18 protein-coding genes are annotated in these 22,958 nt (G+C 44.3%); 6 read left to right on the top strand and 12 right to left on the bottom strand.

Annotated features, from left to right (window positions below):
- Nucleotides 1-56: 56 nt before the first annotated feature.
- On the top strand, nt 57-1,658 hold the full coding sequence (locus ACFSR5_RS08195) for a glycoside hydrolase family 43 protein (protein ID WP_380902554.1): 1,602 nt from the start codon (nt 57-59) through the stop codon (nt 1,656-1,658).
- A 280-nt stretch (nt 1,659-1,938) separates the two neighbouring features.
- Nucleotides 1,939-2,403 carry a hypothetical protein gene (locus ACFSR5_RS08190; RefSeq protein ID WP_380902552.1) on the top strand — a complete coding sequence of 155 codons (465 nt, stop codon included), beginning with the start codon at nt 1,939-1,941 and terminating at the stop codon, nt 2,401-2,403.
- Between the two features lie 171 nt (nt 2,404-2,574).
- Here ACFSR5_RS08190 and ACFSR5_RS08185 read toward each other — a convergent pair whose 3' ends face one another.
- Nucleotides 2,575-2,697, bottom strand: coding sequence for a hypothetical protein (locus ACFSR5_RS08185; RefSeq protein WP_380902550.1), 123 nt, complete (start codon nt 2,695-2,697; stop codon nt 2,575-2,577).
- A gap of 24 nt (nt 2,698-2,721) precedes the next feature.
- Between ACFSR5_RS08185 and ACFSR5_RS08180 the strand changes: the two genes are divergently transcribed.
- Entirely contained in the window at nt 2,722-5,505 is a 2,784-nt protein-coding gene (locus ACFSR5_RS08180) for a glycoside hydrolase family 2 protein (RefSeq protein WP_380902548.1), read from the top strand.
- Between the two features lie 166 nt (nt 5,506-5,671).
- Here the strand turns inward: ACFSR5_RS08180 and ACFSR5_RS08175 are convergent, their stop codons facing one another.
- The 9 genes from ACFSR5_RS08175 to ACFSR5_RS08135 are packed head-to-tail and all read right to left on the bottom strand — an operon-like array spanning nt 5,672 to nt 16,187.
- Nucleotides 5,672-7,330, bottom strand: a complete 1,659-nt coding sequence (locus tag ACFSR5_RS08175; protein WP_380902546.1) for a DUF5060 domain-containing protein — start codon at nt 7,328-7,330, stop codon at nt 5,672-5,674.
- Between the two features lie 33 nt (nt 7,331-7,363).
- Nucleotides 7,364-8,839, bottom strand: coding sequence for an FGGY family carbohydrate kinase (locus ACFSR5_RS08170; RefSeq protein WP_380902544.1), 1,476 nt, complete (start codon nt 8,837-8,839; stop codon nt 7,364-7,366).
- Between the two features lie 2 nt (nt 8,840-8,841).
- Nucleotides 8,842-9,816, bottom strand: coding sequence for an ABC transporter permease (locus tag ACFSR5_RS08165; protein ID WP_380902542.1), 975 nt, complete (start codon nt 9,814-9,816; stop codon nt 8,842-8,844).
- A gap of 14 nt (nt 9,817-9,830) precedes the next feature.
- Entirely contained in the window at nt 9,831-11,336 is a 1,506-nt protein-coding gene (locus ACFSR5_RS08160; RefSeq protein ID WP_380902540.1) for a sugar ABC transporter ATP-binding protein, read from the bottom strand.
- A 7-nt stretch (nt 11,337-11,343) separates the two neighbouring features.
- Nucleotides 11,344-11,982: a DUF2291 domain-containing protein gene (locus ACFSR5_RS08155; protein ID WP_380902538.1), complete on the bottom strand. Its 639-nt coding sequence runs from the start codon at nt 11,980-11,982 to the stop codon at nt 11,344-11,346.
- Between the two features lie 4 nt (nt 11,983-11,986).
- The gene (locus ACFSR5_RS08150; RefSeq protein WP_380902536.1) at nt 11,987-12,904 is read right to left on the bottom strand and encodes a D-ribose ABC transporter substrate-binding protein; all 918 of its coding nucleotides are present in this window, start codon (nt 12,902-12,904) and stop codon (nt 11,987-11,989) included.
- A gap of 46 nt (nt 12,905-12,950) precedes the next feature.
- Nucleotides 12,951-13,910: a transketolase family protein gene (locus ACFSR5_RS08145; protein WP_380902534.1), complete on the bottom strand. Its 960-nt coding sequence runs from the start codon at nt 13,908-13,910 to the stop codon at nt 12,951-12,953.
- 32 nt (nt 13,911-13,942) lie between these two features.
- On the bottom strand, nt 13,943-14,767 hold the full coding sequence (locus ACFSR5_RS08140; RefSeq protein WP_380902532.1) for a transketolase: 825 nt from the start codon (nt 14,765-14,767) through the stop codon (nt 13,943-13,945).
- A gap of 1 nt (nt 14,768) precedes the next feature.
- Nucleotides 14,769-16,187: an L-fucose/L-arabinose isomerase family protein gene (locus ACFSR5_RS08135; protein WP_380902530.1), complete on the bottom strand. Its 1,419-nt coding sequence runs from the start codon at nt 16,185-16,187 to the stop codon at nt 14,769-14,771.
- Between the two features lie 300 nt (nt 16,188-16,487).
- On the opposite strand from ACFSR5_RS08135, the gene ACFSR5_RS08130 reads away from it, so the two are divergent.
- Complete coding sequence (locus ACFSR5_RS08130; RefSeq protein ID WP_380902528.1) at nt 16,488-17,249, top strand: DeoR/GlpR family DNA-binding transcription regulator; 762 nt, start codon at nt 16,488-16,490, stop codon at nt 17,247-17,249.
- 415 nt (nt 17,250-17,664) lie between these two features.
- Nucleotides 17,665-17,895, top strand: a complete 231-nt coding sequence (locus ACFSR5_RS08125; RefSeq protein WP_380902526.1) for a hypothetical protein — start codon at nt 17,665-17,667, stop codon at nt 17,893-17,895.
- Between the two features lies 1 nt (nt 17,896).
- On the opposite strand, the gene ACFSR5_RS08120 is transcribed toward ACFSR5_RS08125, so the two are convergent.
- Entirely contained in the window at nt 17,897-19,105 is a 1,209-nt protein-coding gene (locus ACFSR5_RS08120) for a GAF domain-containing sensor histidine kinase (RefSeq protein ID WP_380902524.1), read from the bottom strand.
- A gap of 634 nt (nt 19,106-19,739) precedes the next feature.
- Here ACFSR5_RS08120 and ACFSR5_RS08115 point away from each other — a divergent pair.
- Nucleotides 19,740-20,210, top strand: a complete 471-nt coding sequence (locus ACFSR5_RS08115; RefSeq protein ID WP_380902522.1) for a nuclear transport factor 2 family protein — start codon at nt 19,740-19,742, stop codon at nt 20,208-20,210.
- Between the two features lie 208 nt (nt 20,211-20,418).
- Here ACFSR5_RS08115 and ACFSR5_RS08110 read toward each other — a convergent pair whose 3' ends face one another.
- Nucleotides 20,419-22,884 (bottom strand): ABC transporter permease, encoded by a 2,466-nt coding sequence (locus tag ACFSR5_RS08110; RefSeq protein WP_380902520.1) that lies wholly within the window; start codon nt 22,882-22,884, stop codon nt 20,419-20,421.
- Nucleotides 22,885-22,958: the final 74 nt, after the last annotated feature.

Raw genomic sequence — 22,958 nt, 5'->3', positions numbered from 1 at the left:
ACTATACAGACGTGCAGTGGATTACCCGTTAATACGTTTAATGCAGATCATTTTTTATGAAAAATTTTAATTGTTGGTTGATTATTATCTTGTGGAGTGGATTAACACAGGCTGTGGCTCTTGCCCAACCAGGATTCAAAAATCCCGTCATCCGGGGATTTAATCCCGATCCTAGTATATGCAGGGTAGGGGATGATTTCTACCTCGTAACGTCCTCGTTCGAATATTTTCCCGGCCTTCCCATTTATCATAGTAGAGATCTGGTTCATTGGGAACAAATCGGGCATTGCCTGACCAGGGACGAACAGCTGCCGTTGCAAAATGCACCGGCATCGGGCGGACTCTTTGCTCCATCCATTCGTTACCATGACGGATTGTTTTATGTTGTTTGTACGAATGTATCTGGAGGCGGAAATTTCTATTGCACGGCCAAGGATCCAACCGGTCCGTGGAGTGATCCCATTTGGGTGGATATCAAAAGTATTGATCCGGATATCTTTTGGGACGACGATGGAAAAACGTACTTCGTGACGCAAGGAGATCAGGGTATACGTGTCACGGAAATCGATATCCGCACGGGGAAAGTGATCGGTCCAGAGTCTTTGGTATGGGGAGGCATAGGTGGTCGTTTTCCAGAAGCTCCCCATATCTATAAGAAAGATGGATTTTATTACCTCTTGTTGGGCGAGGGTGGTACCGAATATATGCATAGCGCGACGATCGGCCGGAGTAAACATGTGTTAGGTCCCTATGAATCGTGCCCATTGAATCCTATCTTGACTCATGCTAACCGAATTGGTCAGGGAAATACCATTCAAGGGGTAGGACACGCGGATTTTGTGCAGGCCGCAGATGGCTCGTGGTGGGCCGTGTTTCTCGGTTTTCGCGTTACCCAGCAATATGCCTATTATCATGTTCTCGGCAGGGAGACGTTTCTCGCGCCGGTGGATTGGCCTACGGGCGGATGGCCGCAAGTGAATGGTAATGGTACGGTGGATCTCCAAATGAATATACCAACCCTACCACAACAGCCATTTCTTGAACCCCCGGCCCGAACGGATTTTGACGAGGAACACCTTGGTGTGGAATGGCAATATCTCCGTAATCCGATACGGGAGAACTATTCCTTGTCAGAGCGGAAAGGTATGTGGCGCATGTCACCCTCTATGTTTACGCTTGACGATGTAGGGGCGGTTTCCCTGATTGCGCGACGGCAAACGGAACACGACTTTTTAGCCGAAACTGCCTTAGAACTGGAATCGACGGATGTGCATGCCGAAGCGGGAATGACCCTCTTACAAAATAATACCCACCATTACGACCTGTTCGTCAAAAGACACGGAACAGGTTTTGTGGTGCAGCTGCGGGTCAAGGTTGGGTCTCTTTCGTATATCGCGGGTGAAAAAGAAATTGGTAAGGGACAGGTGGTTCTGAAGATTGTGGGTAATTCCCGTCAATACACCTTCTTCGCGAAAGAAAGCGCAGAAAAGGCGTATGTACAAATAGGTACGTTAGATACCCGATACCTGTCTACAGAGGTGGCCGGAGGCTTTACTGGCGTAATGATTGGTCTGTATACGTCAGCTGCTGGGCAACAGGTCGATGCCAAAGCTTATGTGGATTGGTTTGAATACCAACCGTTGTCGCAATCTTATTAGCTTTTTTGTGATGCTCCCGACTCCTTTGAACAGCATCGCTGCATGGTTGCCCGGCGGTGCAGGGTTTGAAGCAGATAGTTTACGTTTTAGTACATTACGTGTGGTCACACTTCTGCATTCGGCTAAAAATAAATTTACAGAGGATGAACTTCTCCGAAGTAACGATGTTTTGATACATAAGGAGTAGAGCAAGACAGCGTTTTACGACCGTAAATCATGGCAATAGACGCTACGATCAGGAGAACAATATACGGTAAATAAGATTTATGGAGGAAATAGGATGAAACTAACCGAAAGACTGGAGTTATTTAATACGTTTTATGGGATTGACGAAAATCCAGATTATTTTGGGTTTATGAATGATCCTAGGCGGATCGCCATTCGAAACGAAGCCTTACGACAAGGGGAGAGGTCGATGTACGAAAAATACGTGCGCGAGAAATATCCGGAAGAGGCTGACAGTGAATTGGAAATGTTCGACAAATCAAGGGCTAGTCTCCGCCATGTATCCGGCGAAGAAGCATTACGGTTCTTCCGCGATCATTTGATCAAAAACGTACAATCGGATCTTGACCCGAACGATCCTGATGCTATATTCAGCGCGGATATCTTAAGCGACGACGATGTAGAAACGGTGGCTGAGGCAGATCAGGGGTACGTATTGTTTAACCTGTCGCCGGAACGTTTAGCGGACAAACAACAGGTGTGGCTTGATCCGTCCTTGTTCATAACAGATACAGATTAGCGCGTAGGCAGAGCGTATGCGTGGGATAAATCGAATTATTTGTAGTAAGCACTAGATAAAAGAGCTTCATGAACGCAACCTCCAGGGCGAGGATGGAGATTTGTGCCTTAACGTCTAGCTGAAACCTACTTCTGCACGCAGAGGCTAAGCGCTCTCATGGGGATGTTGCTGCTACACGTGACGTAAATGCGGTGAAACAGCGAGTACGTTGTAAACTTTCGTATGATGCAGTATCCATAGGATATTATGGATGAGTATGCCAATGAAGAACAACAAGCTAGCTGATTTTTTCATAACTTTAAACGAAGTATTCAATTTATGCGTATTCAATCTAGCCTGATTCTGTTCTTCGTACTGATCGTACATATAATCGCACATGCCCAGCAAACGGAAAAAATCATGCTGTCGGGAAATAGTGTGGATGATGCTAAGCTGTGGGATTTTTATTGTACATCCGGTCGAAAAAGTGGACAATGGAGCACCATACGTGTGCCTTCCTGTTGGGAACAAGAGGGTTTCGGGGAGTATAACTATGGACACGATAAAAACAAAGCCTCCGAAAAAGGGCGCTATAGGACGTCATTTAATCTACCGGAGAGGTGGAAAGACAAACGTATCTTTATCGTTTTTGAGGGTTCTATGACTGATACGAAGGTTCAGGTCAACGGAAAGCAAGCAGGAGAAGTGCACCAGGGTGCCTTTTATAAGTTCAAAAGAGAAATCACGGATTTGGTAAACCATAACAGCGATAATCTGCTCGAAGTAGAAGTGGACAAAATGTCTTCGAACCCGAGTGTAAATAGTGCTGAGCGGGATGCCGATTTTTGGGTTTTTGGCGGAATATTTCGACCCGTATATCTGGAGGCCGTACCCGAAGCTCATATCGCTTATAGTGGGATCGACGCAAAAGCGAACGGTAGTATAACGTTAGAAGCCATCTTAAGCGGGGAACTTGATCAAGCTCACCTACACGTGGATATTGTGGAGGCCGTTACGGGTGAAAAAGTGGGGTCTTTTCAATCGGAACCTATGTCGGGAACCAACAGGTTAACCGCACATTCCGCTCTTCGCCATGTCCGTCCGTGGTCTTCTGAGTCACCCGAGCTTTATCGCGCCATCATAACCGTCATGCAGAATGGAAAAGCGGTGCATCGGATTAGTGAACGCTTCGGATTTCGAACTGTAGAGGTGAGGGCGCGGGACGGTATATATGTCAATAATCGAAAAATGCGTTTTAAGGGCGTGAACCGTCATTGTTTTTGGCCAGAAACGGGCCGAACGATTAGCAAAGAACAGAGTATGCAGGATATCCTGTTGATGAAGGAAATGAACATGAATGCTGTACGTATGTCACACTATCCGCCGGACAAGCATTTTTTGGAACTTTGTGATTCGTTGGGACTGTATGTCATCGACGAGCTTTGTTCTTGGCAACGTCCTCCATATGACACCCAGGTAGGGACGAAACTCGTGCAGGAAATGGTGACCAGAGATGTGAATCACCCTTCGATTGTACTTTGGGCAAACGGCAATGAAGGTGGATTTAACTTGGATTTGGACTCGCTTTTTGGTAAGCTGGATATCCAAAAACGCAATGTCATCCATCCATTCGGATTATTTAATGGCATCAATACGGTGCATTATATAAACTACAACAGTGGAATAAAGAACATGTTTAATGGCCGGGATATTTTTATGCCCACGGAACTCATCCATGGACTGTACGACGGAGGCCATGGCGCCGGATTGGATGATTTCTGGAACTTGATGCGGTTGAACCCTCTTTCTGCAGGGATGTTCCTGTGGGATTTTTCGGATCAGGCCGTGGTGCGTACGGATAAAGGTGGGATATTAGACACGGATAAGGATCATGGCGCTGACGGTATACTCGGACCGTACCGGGAGAAAGAGGGGAGCTTTTTTACTATTAAGGAGATTTGGTCGCCGATCTTTGTGGAGAGAAAATTTATTACACCAGAGTGGGATGGAGGGCTACGCGTAGAGAATCGCTATGACTTTACCCATATGGAGGAATGTAGTTTTACGTATTCGTTCAGTAAATTCAGTTCGTTGGATGGTGATCGAGAAAGGGTAGCAGGAACAATCAAATCTCCGCGTATACCTCCGGGCGGAAGTGGTATCCTACAGGTAGACCTCCCTGTAAACTGGACCGCATTCGACGTGTTGCACGTTTCGGCGAAAGACCCGAACGGAAACGAGCTGTTCACATGGAGTTTTGAAGTAAACTCACCGGAGGCCTTTGCCACCCGTGTTCTAAAAAAAGCTGAAAAAGCTAATACGAAAATCGACGTATCGGAAAACGACTCTACCTATACTGTACAGAGCAACGGAGTAAATGTCGTTGTAGATAAATTGACGGGGCTATTAAATGGTGTCCGAACGGAACAAGGCAACATTCCCCTGTCGGATGGCCCAATATTGATTACCGATGAAAAGATGGTTTGTCAAGAAGTACGACTGATGCGCCTTGACACGGCAATCCGTATCCATGTGCGATACGATTATGAAAAAGGTGGACGTGCCTATGATTTTTCGTGGACTGTAGATCAGGCAGGTATTCTTCAGTTAGACTATGACTATCGTCCCCGTGAACGGATGGAAATGGCGGGTATTACCTTTAACTTTCCCGAAGAGCTGGTTGAAGGAGCGACGCTCTTTGCGAACGGGCCTTATCGGGTATATAATAACCGAATGAAAGGAGGAGCTTTAGATATCTGGGAAAAGAAGTATAATGATGCAATAACTGGTGAGGTGTGGGATTATCCCGAATTTAAAGGATACTATTCGCTATTTTATGGAGTAGAAATGCACACGCCCGCGCCCTTCACTATCTACGCAGGCTCCGAAGACATGACCCTTCACCTCCTTACACCTACCAAGCCGAAACATTACGATAGTATGCGCAATTATACGTTCCCCCAATATCCCAATGGCAACCTTTCTTTTATGGATGCGATCCCCGCCGTAGGGACAAAATTTCATGAAGCCGGGGAAATGGGGCCACAGTCGAGTAGGCACTCTTTTAAGTCATTTAGTGCCACTCCGAATATGACCAATCGCCTTTACTTTAAGTTTCATTAGCTAAACATGCCGAAGAACCATCAGAGATGTCTGCCCATCAACGGTTACGACGCCTGCACTTAACTAGGGGCTTACGTGGTCTGTGCGTTGACCGTATCTCAACAGGGCGAATGCATAATATGAAAAGCCAGCAGGTAGAGTACTTGTGGCTTTTTCCATCAACACGTCAGATTTCTACCACCCGTAAAGCAATGAGGGGTTTGCCCGGCATGCGAACGGATTTGAGGTCTTTATCATACAGCCTGTAGTCTCTTTCGGGCCCGGTTTCAAAGACCTCCGGGAGCGGTGTAATGGTCATGGATTCAAAATCGATGATGTCCACTTTAAATCGTGTTCCAGGTGCCAGCTTTTCATACGTCGCATTTTTCGCAGGTAAGTTGAATGACCAGCGTTCTGAGCTTGAATCATCCGGGTACACGAAGTAGTAGCCTTTACCAGCGGTACTGGTTTCAAAATCTCGCGATATATCGGCCATCTGGAGCGGGTTGGGACATGCTTCGACCACTTGTCGGATAAATGCGATATTTTTCCAGCTTGTCCCTCTAAATTTACCACCCTTCGCCCAAAATACCGTGTCCCGAGCATCCGTGTACAAATACGTATCTCCATGGGTTACGTAGATTCCAGCCATAACACCATTCAGAACAAGTCTGGTCATGGTTTGCGGGCTGTACCGCCCCCAGCGAAATTTTAAATTGCCTTCGTAGCCTACTTCGTCACAGATGATCGGTTTACCATAAATTTGCCTAAGCATAGCTGCCGGACCTGTAGAGAGCACGGGTGTCTCGTCCTGAATGCTTACGTGGCTGAATTCGGGTCTCCAATAGTCAAAATAAGTAGCTGTTGCCCCATGAATAGAGTGTAGGTGGTTGTAGGGATCGTTGGCGTTTACCGTTTGCGCGATGTGCATCCAGTCATCAACCGACTTTGCTTTGAGGTAATTCCATTCGTTTGCAAGCGACCACCACACATTCTTGTAAGACGAAAGCCTCGCCATGATGTATTTCAGGTACCGCGTATCCACGTCTCGTGGCAGTGCGTCAAAGCCCCATCGGCCTTTGTCATACGGGTGAAAGAGAATCAGATCAGCTTCAATACCGAGTTCGTCGAGTTGCGCAATTCGCTTTTCCAGGTGCTGGAAAAATGCGGGGTTAAATTTACTATAATCCCATTCAATGTTGGTGTTGCCTTTGTTATTGGTGGATTGACGTTTTATTTCGAACGGATAGCGCGGAGGTATTTCCTTCACAAGATCATAACTTTTTGGAAAAACGCACATGCGAACTTTGTTAAATCCGGCGTTCTTTAAGCTGGCCAAGGTTCTGTTTTCCATATCATCGCTCATATGCGTCCAGGCGTAGGCCGTCGTACCAAATGGATAATAGTGCGTGCCATTCGAATAGCGGAATTGATAGGTGTTTGCAACGTGTACCATTCCGCGGTTTTGCCCCGTAGCCTCGGTGCAATAAAACGATCCACGTTTATTATGTAACGGCTTCTCCTTACTTTTGGTTACATAGCTCCACCGACCTGTGCGAATGGGCATAAAGCGAATCCGGTAAACGTCATCCCCGTCATAAAATCCCTGTACGGTCATTGAGGTATCGCCGTTGGTGAACGTGGCTTCTACTTCTACGTTGAAGGGATTGTTGGATGTTTTCGTTTCGAAAGTGACTTCATACCGACCCCAAACCTCGATCTTATCTTGTGCACGGGCGGCAAACAGCAAATTTAAGGACATGATGGCAAACAGAAACCCAATAATGCGCATGCGCATCTGTTTCGTAGGATCATCATAGAATTTGAGATACGGTTGTTTTTTCATAATCATAAAATCAGGTTATACAGAGTGGGTTATTTAAGGCATCATATGTGTTTTCCACTGCTGATATAGCTCTTTCACGTTCTTATCTTGGCCCAGGCCAACCGTTTTGTGCTGGAAGTAGGGGCGAATGTCGTCCACAGACTTCCAGATTCCACGTTGCAAGCCTGCCAAATACGCGGCACCGAGGGCAGAAATATCGGGTTGATCCGCGTGCATGACAATTGGGGTGACCAGATTTGCTAAACATTGCATAACAAAACCATTCGCCGTTATTCCGCCGTTAACTCGTATTTCGTTCAGGGAGATTCCAGTATCTGTTTCCATCGTTTGAAGGACGTCATTTATCTGGAATGGTATCGACTCTAAGGCTGCGCGTACGATATGATTTTTATTCGAAGAGAACGAAAGGCCTTTTATTTCGGCACGCCTATGCATATCCCAATAGGGTGCGCCTAAGCCGCTAAAGGCTGGAATGACAAAGACGCCTTGACTGTCGTTCACCGTCAGGGCCATCTGTTCTGCTTCGTGAGTGCTATTTAAAATACCCAATTCATTTTTGAACCATTCAAGTGTAGCTCCGCACGATACAATTACACCTTCCTGTGCGTAGCTAATGTGATCGCCCATGCTGTAACAGATAGTCGATACCAGCCCAGTCTTCGATGGCTGCATACGTGACCCGACATTCATGAGGATAGAACAACCTGTACCTAATGTTACTTTTGCAGTGCCGTGATCGAAGCAGCCTTCGCCGAAAGCGGCCGCATGAGAATCCCCGATCATTGCGTCAATAGGAATAGCGGCAGGCAGTATCCCTTCGAAATCGGTGTAGCCGAAGTGTGAAGAAGACGGTTGTATGATCGGTAGTTGTAACTTTGTTAGGTCCAGATCGCGAAGGATATCTTGATCCCATGCCAATGTTTCTAGATTCATAAGCATCGTCCGCGAAGCATTTGTATGATCTGTTTTATAGGCTTGTCTACCCGACAGTCTATATAATAACCAGGTGTCAACCGTACCGAAAAACGTGCTGTTTTTGTTCAGGGCAGCGCGCACATGTTCGTGATTTTCTGAAACCCACACAATTTTTGAAGCTGAAAAGTAAGGATCCGCCAATAACCCCGTCTTCTCACGGATGACGGCGTCGTATCCATGCTCTATCCACGTTTTGCAGATATGTGTCGAACGTTTGCATTGCCAAACGATGGCGTTAAGCAAGGGCGATCCGGTACCGTCCCAGAGTACGAAAGTCTCTCGTTGGTTGGAAATCCCACAGGTGATGATATCCGAGGATTGGTGACCTTTTGACGTGAACTCCTTTATGCAGTCCCTGACCGCAGAACGTACATTTTGGTAGATATCCTCGGGGTCTTGTTCAACAAAACCGCCTGCTAGATAGATGGTCTTCAACGGCACGGAACCTCGGGCCACAGAACGACCTTGTTCGTTGAAAATTAAGGCCTTTGTCCCGCTTGTGCCTTGATCTATTGCGAGAATGAACTTTGACATGGTTAACGGTTTTTTGCGTTTGATTTGTCGATAATGACGGCGAGGAGAATAACAGCTCCTTTTACGACCTGCTGCCAAAACGGAGAAACATTTAAAAGGACAAGACCGTTGTTTAAAACACCGATGATGATAGCTCCTAGGACCGTTCCCATTATCTTTCCTCTTCCGCCTGATAACGACGTGCCTCCGATGACGACAGCAGCAATGGCATCCAATTCGTAATTTATGCCTGCATTCGGTTGAGCGCTATTCAATCGGGATGTCACCAGTACACCACCTACGCCAGCGAGTAAGCCTGCAAAACCATAGACTATGATTTTGACTTTGGTAATATTAATACCGGAAAGGCGAGCAGCACTTTCGTTGCCACCAATAGCATAGATATATCGTCCTAGGCGTGTTTTGGTCATCACGACAATCGCAAAAAGGACCACACATCCAGCTATCCAAACGGGGACGGGTATGCCGAATAGCCAGCCCGTGCCGAGGTATGCGAAATTATCCCCGAGTCCGGATATGGGGAACCCCTTAGTATACAACAATGTCAGTCCTCGAGCAATAGTAAGCATCGCTAAGGTGGCGACAAAAGGGGGAACCTTAAACCGTGTGATTACCCAACCGTTAAATGTGCCAAGTACGGTTCCGGTTACTAGAGCACCGAGTACCGCTCCCGTAACAGTAAATCCGATGTATAGGTTAGCGGATTCTAGCGCTATCCCGTCTTTAATCAGACCGGCTGCAACGGCTCCGCTCAGCGCTAGAATGGATCCTACAGAAAGATCGATTCCCGCGGTGATTACCACCAGGGTTATGCCTACGGAAATACAGATGTTCACGGAAATTTGCCGCATCACATTCCATCCATTTTCCATGGTTAGAAATCTGTCGGACAATAAACTAATTCCGATACACAACAGTATCAGGGCAATAAGTGATTGAAATTTGACGAGGTATGGTTTATAATTCTGAAGGTCCATGGGGCTGTTAAATGTTAGGTTTTAGGAATAGCCGCTTTCAGTATATCGGCCTCGTTTACTTCGTTTGTTCGTAATTCGGCAGTTATCTTACCTTCAGCCATTACCAAGATGCGGTCTGATACAGCAAGTATCTCGGGAAGTTCAGAGGAAACCATGATAATGCCAATGCCTTTTTCAGCCAGTGAAATCATGAGTTTGTATATTTCGTTTTTAGCATGTATGTCTATGCCCCGCGTTGGTTCATCAAGTAGCAAAATCGTAGGGTGGGTTGCTAGCCACTTGGCCAAGACGATCTTCTGCTGATTACCGCCGCTGAGGTTTCCGGCCAGCTGACTGCAAGATGATGTTTTTATGCGAAGGTTCGTAATATAAAGATCAGCTAGATCTTGTTCCTTGTTCATGTCTAAAAGACCAATCGCGGATTCTAAATCTTTAAGTGTCGTTAACTCAATGTTCTTTTTAACGTCGAGCCCCAGTATTAAGCCGTCTTTTTTACGGTCTTCCGGCACAAGGGCAATTCCCGAGCGCGTGGCATCGGCCGCCGACCGAATTTTCCGCCGGATGTCGTTTACATAGATTTCGCCGGATGTATGACGTGGATGCTGTCCGAATAATGTCTCCATGAGCTCGGTTCGTCCTGCTCCCATGAGTCCAAATATGCCCAATATTTCACCACTATACAGGCATAAATTGATATTGTCTAACAGAACACTGTCAACTTTATCAGTTCGTTTGAGATAAAGGTTTTTTACTTGAAGCAATATCCGCTCTTGCAGGCAGTTGCTTCCTCGATTCACAAGTGTTATCTTTCGGCCCACCATTTTTTGAATCACGTCATCTGTTTGCATACCGGCCATTTTGCCGTGTTCAATCATTCGGCCGTCGCGAAGCACCACATAGCTATCGGCAATGTGAAACAGCTCCTCTAATTTATGCGAGATATAGATGATTGCTTTACCTTCGTTTCGTAGATCTTGAATAATATCGAAAAGTACTTTGACTTCATTGTCGCTTATGGCTGAGGTCGGTTCGTCCATGATAATTATTTTTGATTCGACCAGTAACGCCTTTGCCATTTCAACGACTTGTTGTTGCCCCACCTTAAGATCTTGAATCGGCATATCGGGATCTACCATTAGCCGTAATTTCGCCAATAGACCAGCCGTTTCACGACGCATTCTTTTTTTATCAAGGCTGCCCCAGCTCGTTAACAGCTCCCGACCCAAAAAGATGTTTTCGGTAATACTGAGGGAAGGGATGAGATTGAGTTCTTGGTGAATAATGGCTATTCCAGCTTCCTCGGCTTCTCGCGGACTAGCGAAACGAACGACGTCTTGGTCGATCTTGATTTCACCTTCGTATTCGCTGTAGACCCCCGAAAGTATTTTCATAAGCGTGGATTTGCCAGCACCGTTTTCACCGATTACGGCCAATACTTCGCCTTGTTTAATTTCAAGACTGATATCCTGAAGAGCCACAACACCCGGGAACCTCTTTGTTATGTTTTTTATCTGTAGCATAGTACACCTATTTGTCCACGATTTGGAGGTTTAGTGGAATCATTTCGATAGGATCGGTGCTCGGAAACTTACTGTTTATTTCGATAGCCGCAACAAATTCGACCTTTTCTGCACGATCTTGATGGGCTTTGTATGGTTGGAGCACTTTTTCTCGGATACGGTTATTGATTTCCTGGGAAACTAAATTGAGTTCATTGGTGTTTTTAAAGGTGGTCATATCGACCAATCCGCTCGCATCTCTAGCGGCGTTTCCATAGATATATTCCGTTTGCAATAGTAAGTGTGACGCGGATTGATCACCCTCCAATTGTAAAAGAGTTGCATCCGTCTTGTTGCTTACTATTGCGGCCGTTCCTTTTACCAAAAAATACCGTATATATCCTATCCCCATACCCTTAGAATATTTTTCAATAGTCTGGCTTGGATTCTGGTTTAATCCATTCAATATGACTTGAAGGGGTACGGCTGTAGCAAGTGCTTTTGGAAGCTTTTCTTGCCACAGCGTATCGACGTAAGTCGCGGCATCAAATGAAGATAGGGTTAAGGACGCTTGAAGCTCATCAAGCTTTTTGATATAGAAGGACTGTTTGATGACAACAAAAGCCAACAGTACTGCTATAATCCACAACATTGATTTTTTTTTCATGCTACTAAAGGTAGTTGTTCACATTAGCTTTGGTTACCAATTCGACAGACACAGGGACTTTCTTCGGGAATTCCGTCTTACCCTTGAAATACTCACCGGCATATTGCACAGCAGTCTCTGCCATAAGAACAGGATGTTGCATCCCCGTGGCCGCAATCTTGTTTTCTTTAATTGCAGTTAGAACATCCGCAGAGCCATCAAAACCAAAAACCTTTACTTTGTCCGCTTTGCCCGCCACGAATAGGGCTTGATAGGCGCCCATAGCCATCGCATCGTTGCCGCAGAATACGGCATCGATATCTGGATGGGCTTGTAGGATGGATTCCAGAACCTCCATGGCTTTATTGCGATCAAAATCTCCGCTTTGCTGCGCGACCATAACTAAATCGGGATAGTTGTCCACCACGCTATGGAAACCCTTCGAACGGTTCCACGTGTTGTTATCCCCAACAAGTCCGAGCAATTCCACATATTTGCCTTTCTTGTTGAGTTGCTGAACGAAATATTTGCCTATGGAAATGCATCCCGAGTAACTGTCGGAAAGGATCTGTGTGGTGGGGGCGTCTACGGAGTTGACCTCTCTGTCCATACAGAAAACGGGGATGCCTGCAGCTTTCGCTTTTTCAACATTCCCAATAGAACCATCGGCATCGGTGCAATTGAACAGGATAGCGTCAAATTGAGAAGCTATCGCATTTTCGAAATGATCAGCCTCCAGAGCCGTGTTGTTTTGTGAATCAAATATTCGCGCCTCATAGCCCATTTCGTTGGCTTTCTTTGCGGCACTTTCCGCAAGTACAACGAACCATGGATTATTTAACGTAGATACTATAATGGCAATTTGCTTCGATTCTTTTCTGTCTGCCGACTGTTTGCAAGCCTGCAGACATAGTGTCATACACAAAAGAATGAATGTGATCATCCTCATATTTATCGTTTTTGGTTATTGTTTATAAGCGGTCAAAAGTCTATTGACTTTCGGATTTATCCAGTAGTTTCTTAGCGGCAGAATGGAGGCCTTCTGGGGATATTCCATAGTGATCCATAATTTCCTGTTGGGAGCCTGTCACGGTATATTCGTCGGGGATACCTACGATCTTGAATTTGTTGCGGTAGCCATGTTCCAAAAGAAAAGCAGCACATGCTTCTCCCAAGCCTCCATATATGCTGTGTTCTTCGACGGTAATAATAGGGGCGCCCAAGGCGGCCACTTCGCGGATGAGCTCCGTGTCCAATGGTTTTATGGTATGCATACTAACTACCGTGGCCTGGATATTAGCGTGTTTAAGTAGTTTTGCGGCTTCGTAGGCCGGATTAACAGCCTCTCCAGTTGCAATAAAAACGATATCTTCACCAAAACAAAGGGTACGACCTTTTCCGAAGGCAAAGTGTTCGTTGTTTGGGAGATTTGGCATTGGTTTTTTTCCAAATCGGATATAAAAGGGTTTTTCGGCCTGTTGTGCCAATCGAATCGCCATCTCGGTCTCATAGTTATCTGCAGGAGCAACAATCGTAATGTTATGGATGGCCCGCAGGGCGGCGAAGTCATGTAAGCTGTGATGCGTTGATCCCAGCGCGCCATAACTTACACCTGCGCTGATTCCAATAAGTTTCACTGGATTGTCCGAATAGGCGACGTCGTTCTTAATTTGTTCGAGAGCCCGAGCGGTTAAGAAGCAAGCTGGGGATACGGCAAATACTTTCTTCCCTGTAGAAGCTAGGCCTGCTGCAACTCCTACTAGATTCTGTTCTGCAATGCCAATTTCAACGATTTGTCTCGGGTATTCCTGCCCAAACGGTACGAGTTTACCAGAACCTCGCGAGTCGCTTGTAACTACAAGGAGATCTTTGTCTAGGCGGGCCATTTGTTGTAGTGTTTGGGAAAAGACTTCGAGATTTGCGCGTCCAGGATTTGTCGAGGTTTCCATTACTGTTTCCAATTTTTTTTACTTATTAGGTGTTACAATGATTTTTCAAGGAGCGAGAGTTCGTTCATGGCCTGAACATATTCTGTTTCAGAAGGCACTCCATGATGCCATTTTAATTGATTTTCCATAAAACTGATTCCTTTGCCCTTGGTCGTATGCGCGATGATTAGGCTGGGCTTTTCTTTTTCGAAAGGCAATGATCGAAAGATGGCTTGTAAAGCCCCAACATCGTTGCCGTTCACATGCCGGACAGCCCATCCGAAGCTTTCGAATTTGGCGTCGATAGGTTCGGTGTTACACACCTCGGCCGTCGTTCCTGATATCTGTAATTTATTTGAATCGATAATCGCACACAGATTATCTAAGTTGTAGTGCGCGGCGGTTAGAGCAGCTTCCCAGTTGGAACCTTCCGAAAGCTCTCCATCGCCCAATAGGGTAAACACTCGGTAGGATCTGTTATCCATTTTGCCAGACAGGGCTATTCCCGCACTAATGGGCAATCCATGTCCCAATGCTCCCGTATTTTGTTCGACCCCATGGATTTTTCGTGTCGGATGTCCAATGTAATGCGACTTGTACGAACACAGGTTGTCCAGATCACTGCTCGGAAAGAAACCCTTGTCGGCAAGCACGGCATACAGCGCTTCGACGCAGTGCCCTTTGCTTTGGATATAACGATCTCGGTTTGGCGCGTCGAACGAATCCGGTGTAACATGTAAAACGTCGTTATACAGAACATTCAATATATCTATGCAGGACAGGCTACCTCCGGTGTGACCTGCTTTAGCGCCATAAATGTATTCGATAATGCGCTTACGGTATGCTACTGACTTTTTTTCTAACTCGCTGATATTCATTTTATATTTTTTTTCCGTGTTCGTATATTTCCCAGCCCAAATAATTTCCGAAAGCCTCCTTCAGGATACCAGCTGTATTGGATGCATTCATTACCACATGGTGTTCAAATCCATTGCGACAGACATAGTGCATCAGCCCCTGTAGATCGTTGATCTGTGCGACTGCCCTGTTTCCGAAAGTATCCAGGGTGTCGTTCGTCAATTCTCCTTCGCCAACGTATGCTTTTATCACACCTCGAACATCATCGGTACTAATACGTCCATATGTGAGTGGCATGGCAGGAGTTCGGCCAGAAAGCGCGCCATATGTATTTTCAACGCCCACTGAAGTGCCAAGAATAGGAGCATTGCTTATTTCGATATCGGGTAGGAAAGATTTAGCCCAATTGCCACAGTGAAACAACACACATTTTTCGTCATCCTGTGCGTAGTTATTGTTCCAATCTACTAAAGCGCTGGGACTTCCCGAAGCTAGCTGCATGGCATACATCGTCAAGGTACCTGTAACATCTACTTCACATGCACTCGGAAGCATATTTTCACTCATTATACTCATGCTGGTACAGACATTGCAGCCATAATTTTTCTGCAACGATGTCCAACATTGTATCGCCGTTGCATCCAGTACGTGTTCGTCCATAAACTGATTAAGTACAACATCTAGCTTTGCGATTTGATAAAGGGCTTCGTCTGGTGTTAAGCCTGTAGGAGCATAGGATCTGATTTGTTCCAAGCGGTCTTTGACAATTGGGTCGGTGTGATGTAGCCTGTTTGCTTGACCTAAGATTTCAGATAAATCTGTTGTCACCACCGTTATTCCGTGTCTCTGCAGAATTTTTTCACTGTACCGTACAGTGTTGAATCCCCCTGGACGCGCACCGATAGCGCCAATACGCATATTCCGTAAACCTTTTACCACACGACATACACCGATGAACTGTTTTAAATCTGTCGAAAAGCTAGGATCCTTTGGGTGTACCACGTGCTTTGAGGTAAGCGAATACTTGATTCCATATTGGTATAGGTTGTTGCAAACCGATATTTTACCACACCAGGCGTCACGCCTTCTCGCGACGTCTAGCTTATCCAGGTCATCTGGATAAGCCTGTACAAGCACTGGGACATCAAGGTTAGCCAGTTTTAGCGTTTCGGCAATACCTCGTTCGTCGCCAAAGTTGGGTAATATAACGATAACGCCTGCGATGGTATCTTGGTGTTGTTTAAAAAGTTGCGCACAAATGGAAGCATCCCTGAAGGATTCTACACCGCCCATCTTGGTTTTATCCGTATCCAGCAATATGGCATTGATCCCATGTTCTTCCAATGTGGATAGCACCTCTGTGCGGCATGCCGCTACTAAACTGTCTGGAAAGAAGTCTCGATTACCAATGATTACGCCGATACTCGTGTTGTTCGCCATTCGGATTTGTTTAAAGTTTACTTGGTTATTATTATCTCTCTTTTTGTATTTTTATTTTGGCAGTATATGTATGCGCTCACGGTATACCCGTCTGGTTTATTTTTGGAACGCCATGGATATTCATGTGGTAGCCAATCTCTATTTCAAATATAGAAACCAAAATCATAAATAAAAATAAAAAAAAGAAAAAAATAAAAAATATTCGAAAGGAGTTTTGTTTTTTATTTTTTATGATATTTACTTAAATTGAAAATAAAGCAAAAAATTTATATGTTTGTATCCTAAACGAAATCTGTTTCTATGCTAGCGCACCAACGTCGGGAAAAAATTTTGGAGTTATTGAAAGAGGATGGTTCCGCCAAGGTCATCGATCTGGCAAAGATCTTCAAGGTAACCGAAGTTACTATACGGCAGGATTTGGACAAATTGGAACGGGACGATATGATCACCAAATCACACGGTGGTGCTTTCCTCAAAAATATTAAAGATCAAGTACAATCGATTACCATTTCTAACCAAGACAATCTGGAAAAGAAAGAATTGATCGCGCGTAAGTGCGCGGAACTGATTGATGAAGGAGATACGATTATTCTTGACTCAGGTTCTACCACAACGGAAATTGCAAAAAAATTAATTGGTCGAAAAAGCCTTACCGTAATTACCAATGCGTTAAATATCGCGTTGATGCTCGGTGCGGAGTCGGGGATAGATGTCATCATGACCGGAGGGGAGTTTAAACCACCTACTTTGTCCTTAACGGGACAAAAGGCTGCCGATTTTTTCGTGGGAATCAATGTACAAAAGCTCTTTTTAGCGACAGCCGGTTTATCTTTACGATCAGGTTTAACTTATCCGAGTTTAAGTGATCTCGTCGTAAAGAAAGCCATGATCGATGCAGCGGAGACGACATACGTGGTAGCGGATTCCGATAAATTTGGCAGAACATCGTTTGCCAGTCTGGGCGCGCTTTCTCTCATTCATTACATTGTAACCGATAGTGACATCGATATGAGATATCAGGAGGATTTTAAAGCGCAAGATATAGAGATCATCATCGCTTAATATTTTTTTTGTAGTCGCCCTGCTTGATCGGTTACTCCATATGTTGCTCGATAAGCGGTATCTGGGAAGCAAACAAGAAGGCATAGATGGGCGTAAGGTGGGCAATGCGACGAACAAACGAAATGTAAAAAGAAAGCCGTAAAAACCACGGCGGCTGTTTGAACACCATAGGTGTTCTAGAGACGGTTCGCTGCCCGTACAGGAAGAAAATCAACGAAAAAACAGATTTCACAGCGTGGCTTTGCACGATTTCAGTAGGAAAAACAGCATCCTGTTTAAACCTCGCAGTATGCTGTCTGAACCGTTGCATATTGCTTTGTCGGCAATGTGTGCACGTTCGGTGTTAAACAGATTATGTGCTAAGAACATGTATCCGTGTTGTGTGACCATATAGGTGTGCATAGTCGACGAACACATGCTGTTGGTGAACGAACATGAGCTGCTTGTCGCACAACGCATCTGCTGTGTCAATTTTCATGCGCGTTGTGTCACCATACACCTTGGTATAATCCAAAAGGATGAGCTGCAAGCCGACTTTCGTATGGGCGAAGCTTCAAACTATACGCTGTTTGTTGCAAACAGCATACTGCAAATGGGGATTATACGTTTTTGGATGACTCCATCTAGAGGGTATCTTGTTGCGTAAATCAATGGTTGCCCCGACGCTCGGTGTCTTCCGCCGGCGATTGTTTGACAGGGATAACCATACGGATAGCTAGTTTTCCCTTTCGGACACTTGTCTCAGTTTTTCCTCCATGCATTTTTGCGATTTCCTGGGTAATATACAACCCAAGACCGATGCCGGTACTGTTTGCTCCGCGAACGAACGGGACGAAAAGACGATCAAGGACTGAAGCGGAAATTGGATCCGTATCGTTTTCGACACTAAAGATAAAATTGTCATCCCGAATACACGATTCAATCCATATATCCCGTCCTTGTTTGCCATGTCTTAAGGCATTGCTGATCAGGTTGGCAAATGCTCGCCCCATTTTATTTTTATTGCACATGATCGGAAACGGGACATCCATTTTCACAATTTTTAATTGGTCGCTTTGAGAATGGTACTCACGTAGGATCTGCTGTAATAAACGATGGATATCGACTAGTTCTCTAGTGCCCACAAGTCCGTCTGAAAATTTTATAGCACTGAAATCAAGTATATCGTCGACGGTCTCTTTCACACGCTGGCAGGATTCTAAAATTGTATTGGCCATGTTGCTGAGTTTGTGGTCGCCTATCTTATCACGCAGGCATTGTGATACTAACCTGATGGCAGATAATGGATTTTTGATATCATGCGCAAGTGTTGCCCATATTATTTCTCTTTTTTTGCCATGTTCGCGTTCATCTGTCAGTAGTTTTTGGATCCGTCTTACTTTGCTTACAGATCGAAAGTCAATCGCAATCAGACTACCTAAAATTGGTAACAGAGCTTCCAGTTTGTTTTTGTCAAAATGAACGGGCTGTTTATCCATAAAACTTAAGTGTCCAATAATGGAACGGTTGTCATCTAGTATAGGGTAGGATATATAACTTTTTAAACCAAAATCCCTCAATATTTGTTTCCATTCGCAGTTTTCGCAATGATCGATATCCTTTATGAAGACGGGATCAAGGCCTTTGCGGACGTGCGAAAATAGCGTCGTGTAGTTTTCGAGTTCCCCAATATTTACGTGATTTCTATAGCTATCATAAGTACACCAGTTGTGCCACATCCCTTCGTTTTTTCTTCGTATCATGCCGAGCCGCATCGCCGTTTTAGTACACAGAACCTCCAGAATTTTCAGGCTCGAGTCCATGTCGCTTATGTTATGCCGTTTGGGTTGATTATTGGGTGATACTATCTGTTTCATATTTTAGATATTTCTTTTATTATTCATAATTAGGACACGATCTCTTCGAGGCAGTCGTATTATGGAATAATCCAGGAAATTCGCTTTATTCAAATCAGCGTATAGTATTTTACATACTTGTTTTTATGTTCAACACTAAACGTATATTTGGATTGTTAATTTATGACATTTTTTTTTTGAAGGGTGGAGATAATCAAGAATTTCACAATTATCGGATGGATTTCAATAACTAAAAAAGTATAAATACGTGCCTTTTTTATTGGATAAGCTCCTGTTATCCCGCAAAAATGAACGGTGCTGTCTACTTTGTGAACATCAAGAAACGATATCACGTTTGCATATGATACGGTAAACCCCCGAACCTTTTTGTTTGATGCCAGTGTGGAATTTTGCAACAAATGGATTGATTTTGATATCTTAAAATTCACCATGGCGCATTAACTTTGGGAAGTTATTCATGGGAGTTTGTTTGAACCCCAATGCTAGTGAAAAGCCAGTTATGTTTGACATAGCTGGCTTAATTGGACGATAGCCGAAGGATGATCATGGGGACAACCGGTCTATTCGTTTCGCCTAAAACGAAATAATACGACATGTTGCATCGCTAGGTGCTCTACTTAAAATATGTAATTTTATGATAAATGGCGTGATGAAAATGTTGGCCGGCATGTTCGCTCTTACGTTAGTAGCAAGCTGCGAAACATCAACGAAAAGCGATCTTTTGGAACGTGAACAGGCGCAGAAAAACAAGGAAGTTGTCTTGAACTTTTACCAACAAATGTTTGGAGATCGGGACATATCGGCGGTCGATCGGTATATTGACAAAAACTATATTCAACATAATCCGAAAGTGGCTGATGGAGCAGAGGCATTTAAAGCGGCAGCGGCAACGTGGTTTCAGGGCGCAGAGAAAATTAAGGTGGATGTACAGCATATAGCGGCTGAGGGCGACCTAGTATTCATCCATATCAAAAATAGAAACAAAGATGGGTCTCTTAAATCTACTATCGATATATTCCGTCTGCAGGGAGGAAAAATAGTCGAACACTGGGATGTGCACGAAAATGTACCCGAGATTTCGGCGAACCCGCATCCGATGTTTTAAAAAGCCTGTCGATGTAGGTACAAAGCGAAACCGCACAATTTAATCCGGGCATGCTGAAACGGATACACTCTCCGCCGAAAGCCATGGAGATTTTGGCAAACCGAGGACTTGACCATGCAAAGTACTAAAAACACGGGTTTGTCTTCGGCCGTGAAAATGAAACGATGTCACAATTTACAGCATCATCATCTTGATCGTATCACATTGTTTATTCATCCCTTAAACTTTCAACGGGATTGACTTTTGCCGCTTTCAATGCCTGATAGCTCACTGTCAATAATGCTGCCGTAACAGCGATCAAGCCTCCAAAACCAAAAGGAATCCAAGAGATCTCAATTTTATAAACAAAATCTTCGAGCCATTTATTACATCCCCACCAAACTATAGGTGAGGCAATAAGGATGGCAATCAATACCATTTTCACGAAATCCTTGGATAGTAAGCTGACTATGCCCGAGATTGAAGCACCCAGTACTTTACGGATACCGATCTCTTTACTCCGTTGGTAGGCTATGATCGTTGCCAATCCGAACAAGCCTAAGCAACTGATCAAAATTGCTATGGCGGTACTGATATTCGTCAATTTTAGGAGCTGCTGTTCTTTTATATAAAGTTCTGCGATACTATCGTCATAAAACGTGTAATTGAATTCCTCCTGAGGAAAGAATTGGTTCCATTTCTTATTGACCAGATCAATCAATTCAGGAATCTGCCCGCTCTTATTGGCCTCAAATTTAATATTGATAGTGTTGACATTCGCGGTATAGCTTCTCAAAGCCATCGGCTCTATGACAGTATAGAAACTGGTGATATGAAAGTCCTTTATTACCCCCATTATCGGGAAACGCCTTTTTCCCTGACCTATAATCTTTCCAATAGCATCTTCGGGAGATTTGAACCCAAACATGGTAACGGCACTTTCATTGATCACAAAAGAACTTACCGTGTCGGAAGGTAAAAGATTTTGACCGGCAACCAGCTCTAGGTCATATAGCTCTAGGTAGGCCGTGTCTACCGATTTTAAAAATATCCGCTGCATTTCGGGCTCATTGACGCCTGGCGTGATATGGTTAAATACAGATGAACTCACCTGATCCTCCATAGGTTTTTCACCTAAGCTGACATTCTTAATGCCTGGAATCGTCCTCAGTTCTTCAATCAATGTTTTTCTTTTCGTACTATAATTTTCAGAATTCCTTAATTTATAAGGGATTTCTGTCGTAATAACAGCATCTTTGTTGAATCCTAGGTCTTTATGGATGGTAAAACTCATCTGTTTCCCGATTATTAATGCAGAAACAATGAATACCTGTGCCACAACAAACTGAAAGACGATCAGTACTTTTCTGAGGTTGATCCTCTCTGTCGTCACATGCAATTGTCCCTTATTCCTGAAAATGTTCACTGCGTTTACCTTTGTTATGATCCAAGAAGGGTATAGGCCGGCCAGTAGCACAGTAAATATCAGAACAGTTCCTAAGAAAAGAGCAAAGCTAACTGGATTATGGAACTGAATGCTTTCCCGGCTGAAGAAATCCTCTAAAGCGCTTATCGCAAAATGTGATATCGCACCCGAAAGGACAATGGCCATAGTTATTACGAGCATAGTTTCCAGCATCATTTGAAGAATCAGGTGCGCAGCTTTACTTCCCAGCGTTTTGCGAATTCCAATTTCCTTATTGCGCTGTGGCAGTTGAGCGGTCGTCAGGTTAACGTAATTGATGCACGCAAGGACCAATAAGAAAATAGCCGTTCCTATAAGCCCATAGATTACTTTCTTACTGGTCTTATCAATGCCCGAATCTTTGACATCTGTTGCAAAATGCGATTCTAGGAGAGGTAATTTCTCTATCTGGCGGTTATAGGTAAAATTGATTTTATTTTCCTGCTTAAATTTCTTCCAATTATCGTTCACCTTCTGTTGCACATTCGCTAAAGATAAATTCGCCGCTTGTGCGTCGTCTGTCTGAAAATATACCATATCGGAATTATTGGTATTCGTCCAGTTTCCCAAGCTCAGATCATATTTGGATTTATCCAATTGCAAGAATTCCTGTCCTTTAAATTCAGTTGGAAAATCCAGCGTTTTAATCACTCCTGTTACTGCCACCTGAATGGTATCGTCATATACCAATGTCCTGCCCAACATATTTTCGTAGGATGTATTGGGAAAATAATGTTTCGCTCTGGTGTCCGTCAGCACCACTTTGAAGGGATTGTCCAATGCCGTATTTTTATCCCCGGCCAACCATTCATACGGAACCATGTCAAAATAATTAGGTTCCGTTTTTATAATTTCCTGATCGGTCAGGTCAAAATATTCTTTTTTGCCTTCGTCCCGTTCATCTAGGGGTACCCGGACACTTTTAGTGTATCTCCTAAAGACTGGAACAACTCGCTCTATTCCAGCCAGCTCCTCTTTCATATAAAAATAGATAGGACTGGATATCCCTCCGGAAAAATTGAATTCTCCGTCTTCCCCAAACTTACTAATTAACCTATAGGTGTGTTCCTTGTTTTCTATTCCATTCTCAAAACTGAGTTCATAGCTTACAAATTTGTATATCACCCAACAGGCACTTATGCCAATACTCAATCCTAAAACGTTCAAGATTGTATAGAGCTTATTCCTGAATAAATGCCTTATACTGTTCTTAAAGATTATGCTATTCATTTCTTTCTAGATTTTGGTTTATTTATTGGATTATGGATCTAATTAGACGACCTAGGATCCGACAATTCTTAAGC

The organism is Sphingobacterium suaedae, from assembly GCF_042684625.1.
Lineage (GTDB): Bacteria > Bacteroidota > Bacteroidia > Sphingobacteriales > Sphingobacteriaceae > Sphingobacterium > Sphingobacterium suaedae.
This window is presented reverse-complemented; position numbering and strand designations above follow the sequence as displayed.